This is a genomic window from Variovorax sp. UC74_104, assembly GCF_044055375.1.
Taxonomy (GTDB): Bacteria; Pseudomonadota; Gammaproteobacteria; order Burkholderiales; family Burkholderiaceae_C; genus Variovorax.
In genome coordinates this window covers 1,889,367-1,901,861 of the sequence record NZ_CP171978.1, presented here as the reverse complement: position 1 = coordinate 1,901,861, position 12,495 = coordinate 1,889,367, and the positions used below count along the sequence as shown (strand labels likewise).

General features: G+C 69.9%; 10 protein-coding genes and 1 pseudogene. 8 read left to right on the top strand and 3 right to left on the bottom strand.

Annotated elements, in window-relative coordinates:
* Window positions 1–12: 12 nt before the first annotated feature.
* Window positions 13–330, bottom strand: coding sequence for a DUF2917 domain-containing protein (locus ACHMXA_RS08885; protein WP_176668510.1), 318 nt, complete (start codon window positions 328–330; stop codon window positions 13–15).
* A 170-nt stretch (window positions 331–500) separates the two neighbouring features.
* On the opposite strand from ACHMXA_RS08885, the gene ACHMXA_RS08880 reads away from it, so the two are divergent.
* The gene (locus ACHMXA_RS08880) at window positions 501–1,484 is read left to right on the top strand and encodes a LysR substrate-binding domain-containing protein (protein WP_176668509.1); all 984 of its coding nucleotides are present in this window, start codon (window positions 501–503) and stop codon (window positions 1,482–1,484) included.
* Between the two features lie 15 nt (window positions 1,485–1,499).
* Here the strand turns inward: ACHMXA_RS08880 and ACHMXA_RS08875 are convergent, their stop codons facing one another.
* Complete coding sequence (locus ACHMXA_RS08875) at window positions 1,500–2,117, bottom strand: 5-formyltetrahydrofolate cyclo-ligase (protein WP_395320180.1); 618 nt, start codon at window positions 2,115–2,117, stop codon at window positions 1,500–1,502.
* A 9-nt stretch (window positions 2,118–2,126) separates the two neighbouring features.
* Here ACHMXA_RS08875 and ACHMXA_RS08870 point away from each other — a divergent pair, with 9 nt between their 5' ends.
* The 3 genes from ACHMXA_RS08870 to ACHMXA_RS08860 all read left to right on the top strand — a co-directional run bounded on the left by ACHMXA_RS08870 (window position 2,127) and on the right by ACHMXA_RS08860 (window position 5,508).
* Window positions 2,127–4,157: a transglycosylase SLT domain-containing protein gene (locus ACHMXA_RS08870; RefSeq protein ID WP_395320178.1), complete on the top strand. Its 2,031-nt coding sequence runs from the start codon at window positions 2,127–2,129 to the stop codon at window positions 4,155–4,157.
* Window positions 4,158–4,172: 15 nt separating this feature from the next.
* Window positions 4,173–4,709, top strand: a complete 537-nt coding sequence (locus ACHMXA_RS08865; RefSeq protein WP_395320176.1) for an MgtC/SapB family protein — start codon at window positions 4,173–4,175, stop codon at window positions 4,707–4,709.
* A gap of 109 nt (window positions 4,710–4,818) precedes the next feature.
* Window positions 4,819–5,508 carry a glutathione S-transferase family protein gene (locus ACHMXA_RS08860; RefSeq protein ID WP_395320174.1) on the top strand — a complete coding sequence of 230 codons (690 nt, stop codon included), beginning with the start codon at window positions 4,819–4,821 and terminating at the stop codon, window positions 5,506–5,508.
* Between the two features lie 142 nt (window positions 5,509–5,650).
* Here the strand turns inward: ACHMXA_RS08860 and ACHMXA_RS08855 are convergent, their stop codons facing one another.
* Window positions 5,651–6,376, bottom strand: coding sequence for an OmpW family protein (locus tag ACHMXA_RS08855; RefSeq protein ID WP_395320172.1), 726 nt, complete (start codon window positions 6,374–6,376; stop codon window positions 5,651–5,653).
* A gap of 165 nt (window positions 6,377–6,541) precedes the next feature.
* Here ACHMXA_RS08855 and ACHMXA_RS08850 point away from each other — a divergent pair.
* The 4 genes and pseudogenes from ACHMXA_RS08850 to ACHMXA_RS08835 all read left to right on the top strand — a co-directional run bounded on the left by ACHMXA_RS08850 (window position 6,542) and on the right by ACHMXA_RS08835 (window position 12,487).
* Window positions 6,542–7,727: pseudogene (locus ACHMXA_RS08850) on the top strand (multifunctional CCA addition/repair protein).
* Window positions 7,728–7,804: 77 nt separating this feature from the next.
* Window positions 7,805–9,661 (top strand): hybrid sensor histidine kinase/response regulator, encoded by a 1,857-nt coding sequence (locus tag ACHMXA_RS08845; protein WP_395320170.1) that lies wholly within the window; start codon window positions 7,805–7,807, stop codon window positions 9,659–9,661.
* A 91-nt stretch (window positions 9,662–9,752) separates the two neighbouring features.
* Window positions 9,753–10,568 carry a trehalose-phosphatase gene (otsB, locus tag ACHMXA_RS08840; protein WP_395320168.1) on the top strand — a complete coding sequence of 272 codons (816 nt, stop codon included), beginning with the start codon at window positions 9,753–9,755 and terminating at the stop codon, window positions 10,566–10,568.
* The gene (locus ACHMXA_RS08835; RefSeq protein WP_395320166.1) at window positions 10,565–12,487 is read left to right on the top strand and encodes a glycoside hydrolase family 15 protein; all 1,923 of its coding nucleotides are present in this window, start codon (window positions 10,565–10,567) and stop codon (window positions 12,485–12,487) included. Before otsB ends, ACHMXA_RS08835 begins: the two co-directional genes overlap by 4 nt.
* The last annotated feature ends 8 nt before the right edge of the window (window positions 12,488–12,495 follow it).

Sequence of the window (12,495 nt, the reverse complement as noted above, 5' to 3'; positions counted from 1 at the left end):
GGACTGGAACGATCAGGCGTTGTCCCAGCTGTAGGTGGCGCCATAGCCGTCCCACGCCTCCATCACGATGCGCTGGCCCGCGGCCACCATCAGCGATTCGCCGGGTGCGAGCACCAGGTCTTCGCTGGGGTTGGCGAGCGTGGCGTCGGGCGTGATCCACACGCGGCCCTGCCTGACGCGCAGGATGCTGGCCGCCCGCGCCTTCAGGCTCATCGCCTCGCCGGGAGCGATCTGCCATGCACCGCGGCGCACGGCCGGCGGAACGGTGGCGGCGCGAGCCGGGACGGTGAGGGACGAGAGCGATTCGGTGGTGCAGACGGCGGTGGACATGGTGTAACTCCTTAGGGCTTTGCCGACGCGCTTGACAGAAAGAGGCAATGGCGCAGTTCGGGAATGAATGATCGTTTCTACGGCGTTGGCGGTCCAATGAAAACGAGGTAGCCTACTGATGCTGGTTTCGCATCAATTGACTGGCCGCGAACCGCCCTCGATTCATACCCATGCAACATTCCCAGACCCATCTGCGCTCCCGCCCGATCTCCGCGGGGCACCTGCGCGCCTTCGAGGCGGTGGCCCGCCACCTGAACTTCCGGGCGGCGGCGGAGGAAATGGCGCTGACCCAGTCGGCGGTGAGCCGGCAGATCCAGTCGCTGGAAGAAGAAGTGGGCGTGGCCCTGTTCCTGCGCCATACGCGCGCGGTGGAGCTCACCAGCGCCGGCGCCCTGCTGCTGCTGGCGGTGCAGCAGTCGCTGCCCCGCATCGACACGGCCGTGCGCCAGATCCGCCAGAGCGCGGGGCGGCAGAGCGTGTCGCTGACCACTTTCGCCTCCTTCGCCTCGATGTGGCTGATTCCGAGGCTGGAAGCCTTCCAGCGCGACAACCCCGAGATCGACATCCGCATCGACGCCAGCGACGTGGCGGTCGACCTCGACGTGGCCGACGTGGACATCGCCCTGCGCTACGGCCCGCGCGATTCCATGCCGTCCGGCGCCGTGCGCCTGTTCGGCGAAACGCTCACGCCCGTGGCCAGCCCCTGGCTGCTCAAGAGCAGCCCGCCGATCAAGACGCCGGAGGACATGACCCGGTTCACGCTGATCGAGGCCGGCGACGCCCACCGCACCCACCTCGAATGGCTGACCTGGCGCCGCTGGTTCGAGGTGAACGGGCTGGAGCGCGCTCAGCCCAAGCGCTGGCTGTACTTCAACTACGCCTACCAGATGGTGCAGGCCGCCCTTACCGGCCAGGGCGTGACCCTGGCGCGCAGCTCGCTGATCGCCGAGAGCCTGGCCAACGGCGACCTCGTCGAGGTGCTGCCGCAGCACCGCATGGATTCGCCGATGTCCTACTGGATGATCGCCGGCCCGCGCAGCATGCAGCGCCCGGAGATCAGGGCCTTCTGCGACTGGCTGCAGCTGCAGGCCGTGACCACGCGCGAGACCATCGGCGAAGTGCCCGACCCGGACACCGTCGACGACATCGACTGACGGACTGGAGCCGGCTCAGCTGGTCGGCCAGACGACGCCGTTGTCGTTCAGGATGGCGTCCAGCGGCAGGTCGTGCGCCTCGGGCACGAAGTCCGCGACGAAGCCGTTGGTGAAGCCCAGCCCCACCGTGAACGGCCGGGGCTCCAGCGCCGCCAGCGTGCGGTCGTAGAAGCCGCCGCCGTAGCCCAGCCGGTAGCCGCCGGCGCTGTAGCCCACGCAGGGCACGAACAGCAGCGTGGGCACGATCAGCTCGGTGTCCTTGGGCTTGGGAATGCCGTAGGCGTCTTCCTCCATCTGGCAGCCGGGGTACCAGGCGTGGAAGGTCAGGGTCTTGTGAACTTTGTCGATCACCGGCAGTCCGATGCGGCGGCGCTGCGGCTCTTCCATGAGCTCGCCGTCCTCCTTCCAGCGGTGCAGTGCGGGCAGCGGATCGAACTCGCCCTTGATCGGCCAGTAGGCGCCGATCACCGTGTCGGGCCGGCCCACGAGCCAGATCCGCATCACGCGCTGCAGCAGGTCGGCGCGTGTCAGCCGGTCGGGCATCGCCAGACGTTGCTCGATGAGGGCTTTCCTCAACTGTTCCTTAAGAAAACTCGCCGTTGCCGAGGTGTCGGCACCCTTTGACTTGTCCATAATCCCCCGATGCAGTTCCCAAGCATTTTGGCATCCAAGCGCTGCCATCCGCGCAATGCGGTCCCCGCGCTGGTTTTTTCCGCGGTTATCGCCTTCGCCGCACTGCTCTCGCAGCAGCCCGCCGCGGCCCAGAGCAACACCAACGACGACGTCCTGATCCAGATGAAGCAGGCCTTCCAGCGCGGCGACAAGGCCCGGCTGACCGCCCTGCTGCCTCAGGCCCGCGGCCATGCGCTCGAACCCTGGGCCGCCTACTGGGAACTCAAGGCCCGCCTGCAGGAAGCAGCCCCGAATGAAGTGCAGGACTTCTACGCCCGCTACCCAGGCACCTACCAGGAAGACCGCCTGCGCAACGACTGGCTGCTGCTGACCGGCCAGCGCCGCGACTGGGACAGCTTCTCCGCCTCGCTAGACGGCTTCCGCATGGGCGACGACGCGCAGGTGCGCTGCTACGCGATCCTGGTCGACGCGCTGCGCAGCGGCACCGCCACGCAGGCGCAGGCCGACGAGGTGCGCCGCAACTGGTTCGCCCAGAAGGACCTGGACGACGGCTGCCTCACCGCCGCCGACCGCATGGTCGCCGCCCGCCTGCTGTCGACCAACGACGTCTGGAAGAAGGCTCGCCTGGCCATGGAGGCCAACCGCCCGCAGGCCGCGCGCGCCGCCGTCACCATCGCCGCGCCCGACGCGCTGCCGCTCTTCGAGGAGCTCAACGCGAGCTCGGCCAAGTTCCTGACCGGCCGCGCCTTCGTGGCCGCCAAGTCGCGCAAGGAGCTGGTGGTGCTCGCGCTCATCAAGGTCGCCATCGCCGACCCCGAGCAGGCCGCCTCGCAGCTCGACAGCAAGTGGGGCCCGATGCTCTCGGCCGAGGAGCGCAACTGGCTCTGGGGCACCATCGGCCGCGCCGCCGCCATCAAGCTGTGGCCGCAGGCCGGCAGCTACTTCGCCAACGTCACCAAGAACGGCGACCTCTCCGACGACATGCTCGCCTGGCGCGTGCGCGCCGCCCTGCGCGCCGGCCAGTGGAAGGAAGTGGTGCCCGCCATCAACGCGATGAGCGAGACCGCCCAGCTCGACCCGACCTGGGTCTACTGGAAGGCCCGCGCGCTGGCCACCGCCGGCGGCGACGATCGCCGCGCCCAGGCCCGCGAGCTCTACCAGAGCATCGCCGGCTCGCGCGGCTTCTACGAGATGCTGGCGCTGGAGGAACTGGGCCAGCGCACCGTGGTGCCCACGCGCCCCGCCCCGCTCACGCCCGAGGAGAAAGCCGCCGCGCGCAGCAACCCCTCTCTGGCGCGCGGCCTCTACGCCATCGCCATCGGCCTGCGCCCCGAGGGCACGCGCGAGTGGAACTACGCCACCAACCTGCACGACAAGGGCGGCATGGACGACCGCGCGCTGCTGGCCGCGGCCGACTTCGCCTGCCAGCGCGAGGTGTGGGACCGCTGCATCAACACCAGCGAGCGTACCAAGGGCGTGGTCGACGTGGAGCAGCGCTTCCCCATGCCCTTCCACGACACCGTGCTGCGCAAGAGCCAGGACATCGGCCTCGATCCGGCCTACGTCTACGGCCTGATCCGCCAGGAAAGCCGCTTCATCATGGACGCGCGCTCCGGCGTCGGCGCCTCGGGCCTGATGCAGGTCATGCCCGCCACGGCGCGCTGGACGGCCCGCAAGATCGGCCTGAGCGACTTCTCGCCCAGCCAGATCAACGACCGCGAGACCAACATCACCATCGGCACCAACTACCTGAAGCTCGCGCTCGACGACTTCGACGGTTCCATGGCGCTGGCCGCCGCCGCCTACAACGCCGGCCCCGGCCGCCCGCGCAGCTGGCGCAACGGGCCGGTGCTCGACGCCGCCATCTGGGCCGAGAACGTGCCCTTCAACGAGACGCGCGACTACGTGAAGAAGGTGCTGGCCAACACCACCAACTACGCCGCCATCATCAGCGGGCGGCCGCAGTCGCTGAAGGAGCGCCTGGGCCGCGTGGGCCCGCGCGACGCCTCCGAGCCCGAGCCGAACAAGGACCTTCCCTGAAGCCAGCCATCTGACATGAGCTGGCGCGACGAAGTCCTCGACACCATCGCGTCCGAGTTCTCGGATGCGGGCGACGTCGCCCAGCTCACGCGCATCGTGTTGCGCCTCACGCTCGCGGGCGCGCTGGGCTTCGCACTCGGCTTCGAGCGCGAGCAGCAGGGCAAGGCCGCCGGCGTGCGCACCCACATGCTGGTGGCGATCGGATCGGCGCTGTTCGTGCTGATCCCGCAGCAGACCGGCATCGTGCCGGCCGACATGAGCCGCGTCATACAGGGGCTGGTGGCGGGCGTGGGCTTCCTGTGCGCCGGCACCATCCTCAAGCAGGGCAAGGACGAGAGCCACGTGCAGGGCCTGACCACGGCCGCCGGCCTGTGGATGACGGCCGCCATCGGCATGGCCTGCGGGCTCGGCCGCGAGGTGACGGCGGTGGCGAGCGCGCTGCTCGCGCTCGCCGTGCTGGCGCTGATGCCGCGCCTGGTGAGCCTCGTCGAGCGCGTGTCCGGGCCGAAGAAGCAGAACGGGAGCGGCAGGGACGGCGGCCGCCGGCACTGAGCGCGCGCCGCTGCATCAATTGGCGCCTCGTTCGGCATCAATCGCCCTCCGGCGCACGGCTAGCATCGAAGGCTTTGTTTCAAACCCCGCAACGGACCGGAGATCCCTCATGCGCAAGCTCTACGTCGGCAACAAGAACTACTCGTCATGGTCCATGCGGCCCTGGGTGCTGATGAAGCAGGCCGGCATCGAATTCGAGGAAGTCGCCGTGCGCTTCGATTCCTTCGAGGCCGACTCGCAGTTCAAGCACACCATCGGCGCGCTGAACCCGGTGGCCAAGGTGCCGGTGCTGGTGGAAGACGACGGCCTCGTCATCTGGGACACGCTGGCCATCTCTGAATACCTCGCCGAGACCTTTCCCGAGAAGCAGCTCTGGCCTCGCGCCGCGGCCGACCGGGCGCGTGCCCGCAGCGTCTGCGCCGAGATGCACTCGGGCTTCGGCGGCCTGCGCAACCACTGCGGCATGAACCTCGAAGCCTCGCTGCCCGAGGTGGGCGCGCGGCTGCTGAAGGAAGTGCCCGAAGTCGCCAGCGACCTCGCGCGCATCGTGCAGATGTGGAGCGGCCTGCTCGACGCGCACGGCGGCCCGATGCTGTTCGGGCGCGAGTTCGGCATCGCCGACGCCTACTTCGCGCCTGTCGGCACCCGCATCAAGACCTACGGCCTGCCGGTGCCGGCGCACATCACGGCCTACATCGAGCGCGTGCAGGCGCTGCCGGGCGTCAAGGCCTGGGTCGATGCGGGGCTCGCGGAAAAGGACTTCCTGCAATTCGAAGAGCCCTACCGCACGGGGCGATAGGGCCTTGGGAAAACCGCAGGGCGCTCAGAAAGAGGGATACAAGCCCAGAAACACCGCGGAACCGGCTTTGCCGGGCCGCAGGTGTTGCCCCCGGCAGGGGGTTGGCGAAGCGACACGAAGTGCGCGCAGCCTGGGGGCGAGCTCAGAACTTATACGTCGCCGACACGTAGGTGACGATCGGGTTCAGCTTCAGGCTGGCCTCGCTGGTGGCCACGGGCAGGCCGTAGACCGAGGTGGTCGTCAGCTTGGCCTTGGTCTTCAGGGGGATGTACGACACCGAGAACGAGATGCCCCAGTGCTTGTCGAACTGGTAGGCGGCACCCACGTTGATCACCGGTGCGAAAGAGCTGTCGAGCTTGGCCGTGGTGTTCACGGCGAAGGGCGACTGGTGGAACTGCGAGGCCAGCGCGCCCTGCAGGTTCGGGGTCAGCTTGACGTCGCTGTACCAGACATAGGTGGCGCCCAGGCCCACGAAGGGACGGAAGGCGTCGTTGGCTTCGTTGAAGAAATACTTGCCCAGGATCGTCGGGCTCCACTGGCGGGCCTCGCCGAGCTGGCCCACGCGCCCGAGGGTGCCGGTGCCGTTGAGCTTGAACTTCGGGGGCACGCCGAACACGCCTTCCACCGCCCAGTGGCTGTCCAGGAAATAGGTGGCGCTGAGGCCGAGGGTGTCGGAGTCGCTCACGCTGGCGCCGGAACCGGCCAGGACGCTCTGAACGGGCGAGGTCACGGTCAGCGGCTTGCTCGAATCCTGCGGTGACAGATGGAACCACCCTGCACCGACGACCCAGTCGCCGGCCTGTTGCGCCATCGCGCTGCCGGACGCCAGGGCGCCCAGGGCTGCAAGCGCAATCGTTGTTTTCTTCATGATGAGAATTACTCCTTTGGATTGAAATATCCCTCTACGGATGCAGGCATCGGCTGTGACCGCCGCTGTAAATCTTCCGCATGACGACAGATTGCCCGGTCCGGTCGCCAGATTATCGAACGACCGTTCTATTTTCAATCCGGGGAGTATCCCTACACTGCGGCCATGAAGATCTTTCTCGTCGGCGGCGCGCTGCGCGACCGCCTGCTGGACCGCCCCGGTATCCGACCACGACTGGCTGGTGGTCGGCGCCACGCCCGAGGAGATGGTGGCGCGCGGCTACCTGCCCGTGGGGCGCGACTTTCCGGTATTCCTGCACCCCCGGACGCGCGAGGAATACGCGCTCGCCCGCACCGAGCGCAAGAGCGCGCCGGGCTATCGCGGCTTCACCGTGCACGCGGCGCCCGACGTCACGCTCGAACAGGACCTTGCCCGCCGCGACCTGACCGTCAACGCCATCGCGCTGCCGGCCGAGCTGGTGGGCGCCGACGGCCACTTCGAGCCCACGCCCGAGACCCTGGCCGACCCCTTCCACGGCCAGCGTGACCTGCGCGACAAGGTGCTGCGCCACGTGACCGACGCCTTCCGCGAGGACCCGGTGCGCATCCTGCGCGTGGCGCGCTTCGCCGCCCGCTTCGACGATTTCGGCGTCGCCCCCGAAACCATGGCGCTGATGCGCGAGATGGTGGCGGCCGGCGAAGCCGACGCGCTCGTGCCGGAGCGCGTGTGGCAGGAGCTGTCGCGCGGCCTGATGGAAACGCGCCCTTCCCGCATGTTCGAAGTGCTGCGCGAGTGCGGTGCGCTGGCGGTGCTGCTGCCCGAGATCGAAGCGAACGCGCGAACCATGCGGTCGGTCGACTTCGCCGCGCGGCAGGAGGCGCCGCTGGCCGTGCGCTTCGCCTGCCTGACCGGTGGCCTCGGCCGGAGCGGGCCTTCCGGTCTGAAGGCGCTCCATGCGGTGTGCGAACGCTGGCGCGTGCCGGTGGACATCCGCGAACTGGCCGAGGTGGTGGCGCGCGAACACGGCCACATCGACGGCAGCGGCGCGCTCGATGCCGCCGGCCTGGTCCGCCTGCTGGAGCGCTGCGATGCCTTCCGCAAGCCGGCGCGCTTCGCCGAGGCGCTGCAGGCCTGCGAGTGCGATGCGCGCAGCGCCGCAAACGAAGACAGCAGCGGCAGCGACGCACCCTACGTACCGCGCCAGCGCCTGCTCGCGGTGCTGGCCACGGCGGCGGCCGTACCCACCGACGTGGTGGCCAGGGCCGCCCAGCAGTCCGGCGCCGCCGGACCGAAGATCGGCGAGGCCATCCACCGGGCACGTGTGGAGGCCGTCGCCGCATCGCTCGCCTGAACATCTCCTGAAGGCTGCCCGCCGGGACATGACTTCTGGCACTTCCCGGTGCAGGCCCGCTCGCTAGCATCGGCCGGGTGAATGCCACCGCGCCGCAGCCGTCACGCGAATCCGCCGACTTCCCGCTCCCCGCGGGGCCGGACGAACTGGCCCTGCGCGTGCTGCGCGAGCACGTGGCCTCGGTGTACGCGGCCTACAACGCGTCGGTGTTCGTGCACTTCGGCCTGGGCGCGGCGCTGGGCACCGCCATGTACGTGCACCAGCCGCGCACCTGGATCCTGGTCTGGATGGCGGTGCATCTCTCGCTCGGACTGTTCCTCTTCCTCATGCCGCGCTGGCACCCGGGCGTGCCGCTCGCCGACACCAGGCGCTGGGCACGCCGGCACTCGCGCACCGTCACCGCCGTGGGCGTGGGCATGGCGAGCGCGCCGCTGCTGTTCATCTCGCCCGACGACCTGCCCGTGACCTCGGTGGTGACGGTGGTCATCATCGGCAGCTGCGCCCGCGCCATGCAGCTGCTGTGGCCGCTCAGGCCCGCGCTGTACGGCTACACCCTGCCGATGATGCTGAGCCTGATCGCCGTGCTGGCCTGGCAGGGCGACGCGATGCACTTCTTCCTGGCGCTCTTCAGCCTGGGCTACCTGCTGTTCACCCTGCGCGTGGGCAACCAGCAGCACAGGCTTCTGACCGACTCGCTGGTGCTGCGCTTCGAGAACGAGGCGCTGGCCGGACAGCTCGGCAGGCAGATCGCCGTGGCCGAGCGCGCGAGCGCGGAGAAGACGCGCTTCCTCGCAACCGCCAGCCACGACCTGCGCCAGCCGCTGCACGCGATCGCGCTCTTCGGCGCCGCGCTGGAAAACGAGCTGCGCGAGCACCACGGCGGGCGCAATGCGCGGCAGCTGATGCGCGCGGTGAATGCGCTGGGCAATTCGCTGGACACCATGCTCGACGTGTCGCGCCTCGACGCGGGCGTGGTCACGCCCACCGTGGTGCCCGTGCCGCTCGACGCGCTGTTCCGCTCGCTCAACCACATGTTCGCGGCGCGGGCCGAGCAGCGGCAGCTCCAGCTGCGCGTGCAGGCCAGCGGCCTGTGGGTGCGCAGCGACCCCCAGCTGCTGTACCGCATGCTCTCGAACCTCGTCGACAACGCGCTGAAGTACACGGCACGCGGCGGCGTCGCGGTGCGGGCCCGCGCGCGCGGCGAGATGGTGTGGATCGAGGTGTTCGACACCGGCATCGGCATCGCGCCCGAGCAGCAGGAGCGCGTGTTCGAGGAGTACTACCAGGTGCACAACCCGGGCCGCGACCGCACGCAGGGCCTGGGCATCGGCCTGTCGATCGTGCAGCGGCTCTCGCGGCTCCTGGGGCACCCGGTGCAGCTGAAGTCGCACCCCGGTCGCGGCAGCCGCTTCCGCCTTCAGCTGCCCGCCGCCGGCGCGGACGAGGCGACGGCGCCCGCCGCCGGTCTTGCCGCGCCCTTCGCCGGCGGGGCCATGCCCGATCCGGCGTGCAGCGTGCGAACGCCCCTCGCGGCACGCGGACGCATCCTGCTGATCGACGACGAGGCGGAAGTGCGAGAGGCCATGGCCGGCTTCTTCCAGGCCCACGGCCTCGCGGTGGAGGCCGCGGCCGACGAGGCCGAAGCCGCCGAGCTGCTCGCCCGGCCCGTCACGCGCGAGCACCCGTTCGTGCTGCTGGTGTGCGACTACCGCCTCGCCGACGGCGACAACGGGCTCGACGTCGGCCGGCGGCTGCAGCGCCGCTTCGACCTGCAGGCGCCGCTGCTGCTGGTGACCGGCGAGACCTCGCCCGAGCGGCTGCAGCGCGTGCGCGCCTCGGGCGTGCCGGTGCTGTTCAAGCCGGTGAACGCCGCGACGCTGCTGGGCATGCTCGCCGAGCTGATCCCGCAGGCGGAGACGGAAGCGGCTCACTGACCGCTGTTCCCAAGCCTGCACGGGCAGGCCGCGAGGAGATTGGGCTTTCGCCGACAAGCGCCGCGCACGGCGCGTGTTAAGGTTTTTCCCGATGCCAAAGTCCTCCAGCAACTCCAGCAACACCTCGCAGTTGCCACCTCCGTTGGGCCGGGACGCAGCCCTCTTCCTCGACTTCGACGGTACGCTGGTCGGACTCGCGCCCACGCCTGAAGCCATCGAGATCCCGCCGGCCCTCGTGCCCCTGCTGGGCGACCTGCGCGAGCAGCTGGGCGGCGCGCTCGCCGTGGTGTCGGGCCGCCAGATCGACTCCATCGACCGTTTCCTCGCGCCGCTGCGGCTGCCCGCGGCCGGCGAGCACGGCGTGCAGCGCCGCGATGCTGCCGGCCGCATGCAGGAGCAGCGCCCGCCCGATCTCGTGCCCGTCCTCGACATCGCCAACGAACTCGCGCGCGTGCACGAGGGCCTGCTGGTGGAGCGCAAGCACGCGGCCATCGCCCTGCACTACCGGCTCGCGCCGCAGCTCGAGGCGGTGTGCCGCGACGCGATGTCGCGCGCCATCGCGAACCATCCGCAGCTGGAGCTCATGCACGGCAAGTTCGTGTTCGAGGTGAAGCCCGCGGGCGTCAACAAGGGCATCGCCATCGACGCCTTCATGACCGAGGCGCCCTTCGCGGGCCGCACGCCCGTCTTCCTCGGCGACGACACCACCGACGAGAGCGGCTTTGCCGTGGTGCAGCCGCGCGGCGGCGTCGCCATCAAGGTCGGCTCCGGTCCGAGCCTGGCGCTGCACCGCCTCGAATCGCCGCTGGCCGTGTACGAATGGCTCGTGCAGGCACGCGACATGCTCGCGGCACGTCCGCAGGACACCGCCAGCCAACCCGAAGAATCACCCAGGAGCCCCCGATGAGCGAACAACAACTGCCGGTGGCGCCCGAGGACCGCGCCGGCCAGGCGCTGGCGGGTGCGGCCGGCCCCGCCGACCGCGCGCCGGCCGACGCGCAGGCCGCCGCCGCCCCCGGGCCGCGAGGCTTCGCGCCGCCGGCCGAGCCCTCGCTCAACGTGGGCGTGATCGGCAACTGCGCCTACAGCGCGCTCATCGACGCGCGCGGGCGCGCCGTGTGGTGCTGCCTGCCGCGCTTCGACGGCGACCCGGTGTTCAACGCCCTGCTGCACCCCGGCGAAGATGCCGGCGCGTGGAGCATCGACATCGAGGACTTCGCCGAGGCGAAGCAGTGGTACGAGCCGAACACCGCCGTGCTGCGCACGCAGCTCTTCGACAGCGCGGGCCAGGGCATCGAGATCACCGACTTCGCGCCGCGCTTCTACAGCCGCTCGCGCTACTTCCGCCCGCTGATGCTGGTGCGCCGCGTGCGGCCCATCGCGGGCGCGCCGCGCGTGCGCGTGTCGCTCGACCCGCGCTTCCAGTGGGGCTCGTCGGCTCCGGTGGAGGTCACGCGCGGCAGCAACCACATCCGCTACGTCGGGCCCGACGTGACGCTGCGGCTGAACACCGACGCCTCGATCTCGCACATCCTCTCGCGCCAGCCCTTCGTGCTCTCGCGCGAATACAACTTCATGTTCGGCGTGGACGAGACGCTGATGGACGGCATCGCCGACACCGCGCGCCGCTTCGAGCAGGAGACCATCTCCTACTGGCGCACCTGGAGCAAGCGCCTGGCCATTCCCCTGGAGTACCAGGACGCGGTGATCCGAGCGGCCATCACGCTGAAGCTCTCGCTGTACGAGGACACGGGCGCCATCGTCGCGGCCATGACCACCAGCATTCCCGAGGCGCCGGGCAGCCAGCGCAACTGGGACTACCGCTACTGCTGGCTGCGCGACGCCTTCTTCGTGGTGCGCGCGCTCAATTCGCTGAGCGAGGTGGGCACCATGGAGGACTACCTGCGCTGGCTCGGCAACGTGGTGATCGGCTCGCACGGCGAGCACATACAGCCGCTGTACGGCATCGGGCTGGAGCGCGAGCTGCCCGAGTCCTTCGTCGACGGCCTGCCGGGCTACCGCGGCATGGGCCCGGTGCGCGTGGGCAACCAGGCGCAGGAGCACTTCCAGCACGACGTGTACGGCAACATCGTGCTGGGCGCGGCGCAGGCCTTCCACGACCAGCGGCTGCTCAGCCGCGCGGGGCTGGCGGAGTTTCCGCACCTCGAGGCGGTGGGCGAGCGCGCGGTGGCGGTCTACGGCACGCCCGACGCTGGCATGTGGGAGCTGCGCACCCGCGCACGCGTGCACACCAGCTCGGCACTGATGAGCTGGGCCGCCTGCGACCGGCTTGCGAAGATCGCGCGCACGCTGCAGCTGCCGGAGCGCGCCGCCTACTGGCACGGGCATGCCGCGCGCATGAAGGAGGAGATCCTCGCCAAGTCGTGGTGCGAGGAGCGCCAGGCCTTTGCCGAGAGCTTCGGCGGGCACGAGCTCGACGCGAGCATCCTGCTGATGGTGGAAGTGGGCCTGATCGACGCGCGCGACCCGCGCTTCATCTCCACCGTCGACGCCATGGAAAAGTCGCTGTGCGACGGCCCCTACATGCGCCGCTACGAGGCCGCCGACGACTTCGGCAAGCCCGAGACCGCCTTCAACATCTGCACCTTCTGGCGCATCGATGCGCTCGCCAAGATCGGCCGCAAGGCCGAGGCGCGCCAGATCTTCGAGACCATGCTCGCGGCGCGCAACCCGCTGGGCCTGCTGTCGGAGGACACGCACCCGGTCACGGGCGAGATGTGGGGCAACTTTCCGCAGACCTATTCGATGGTCGGCATCATCAACGCGGCCATGCGCCTGTCCGCCCCCTGGGATTCGTGCATATGAAACAGGCC

Bases quoted from the DNA above. Each gene is read 5' to 3' on its own strand.
- ACHMXA_RS08870 (WP_395320178.1), top strand. From the start codon at position 2,127: ATGCAGTTCCCAAGCATTTTGGCATCCAAGCGCTGCCATCCGCGCAAT.
- ACHMXA_RS08885 (WP_176668510.1), bottom strand. From the start codon at position 330: ATGTCCACCGCCGTCTGCACCACCGAATCGCTCTCGTCCCTCACCGTC.
- ACHMXA_RS08865 (WP_395320176.1), top strand. From the start codon at position 4,173: ATGAGCTGGCGCGACGAAGTCCTCGACACCATCGCGTCCGAGTTCTCG.
- ACHMXA_RS08855 (WP_395320172.1), bottom strand. From the start codon at position 6,376: ATGAAGAAAACAACGATTGCGCTTGCAGCCCTGGGCGCCCTGGCGTCC.
- otsB (WP_395320168.1), top strand. From the start codon at position 9,753: ATGCCAAAGTCCTCCAGCAACTCCAGCAACACCTCGCAGTTGCCACCT.
- ACHMXA_RS08835 (WP_395320166.1), top strand. From the start codon at position 10,565: ATGAGCGAACAACAACTGCCGGTGGCGCCCGAGGACCGCGCCGGCCAG.
- ACHMXA_RS08875 (WP_395320180.1), bottom strand. From the start codon at position 2,117: ATGGACAAGTCAAAGGGTGCCGACACCTCGGCAACGGCGAGTTTTCTT.
- ACHMXA_RS08860 (WP_395320174.1), top strand. From the start codon at position 4,819: ATGCGCAAGCTCTACGTCGGCAACAAGAACTACTCGTCATGGTCCATG.
- ACHMXA_RS08880 (WP_176668509.1), top strand. From the start codon at position 501: ATGCAACATTCCCAGACCCATCTGCGCTCCCGCCCGATCTCCGCGGGG.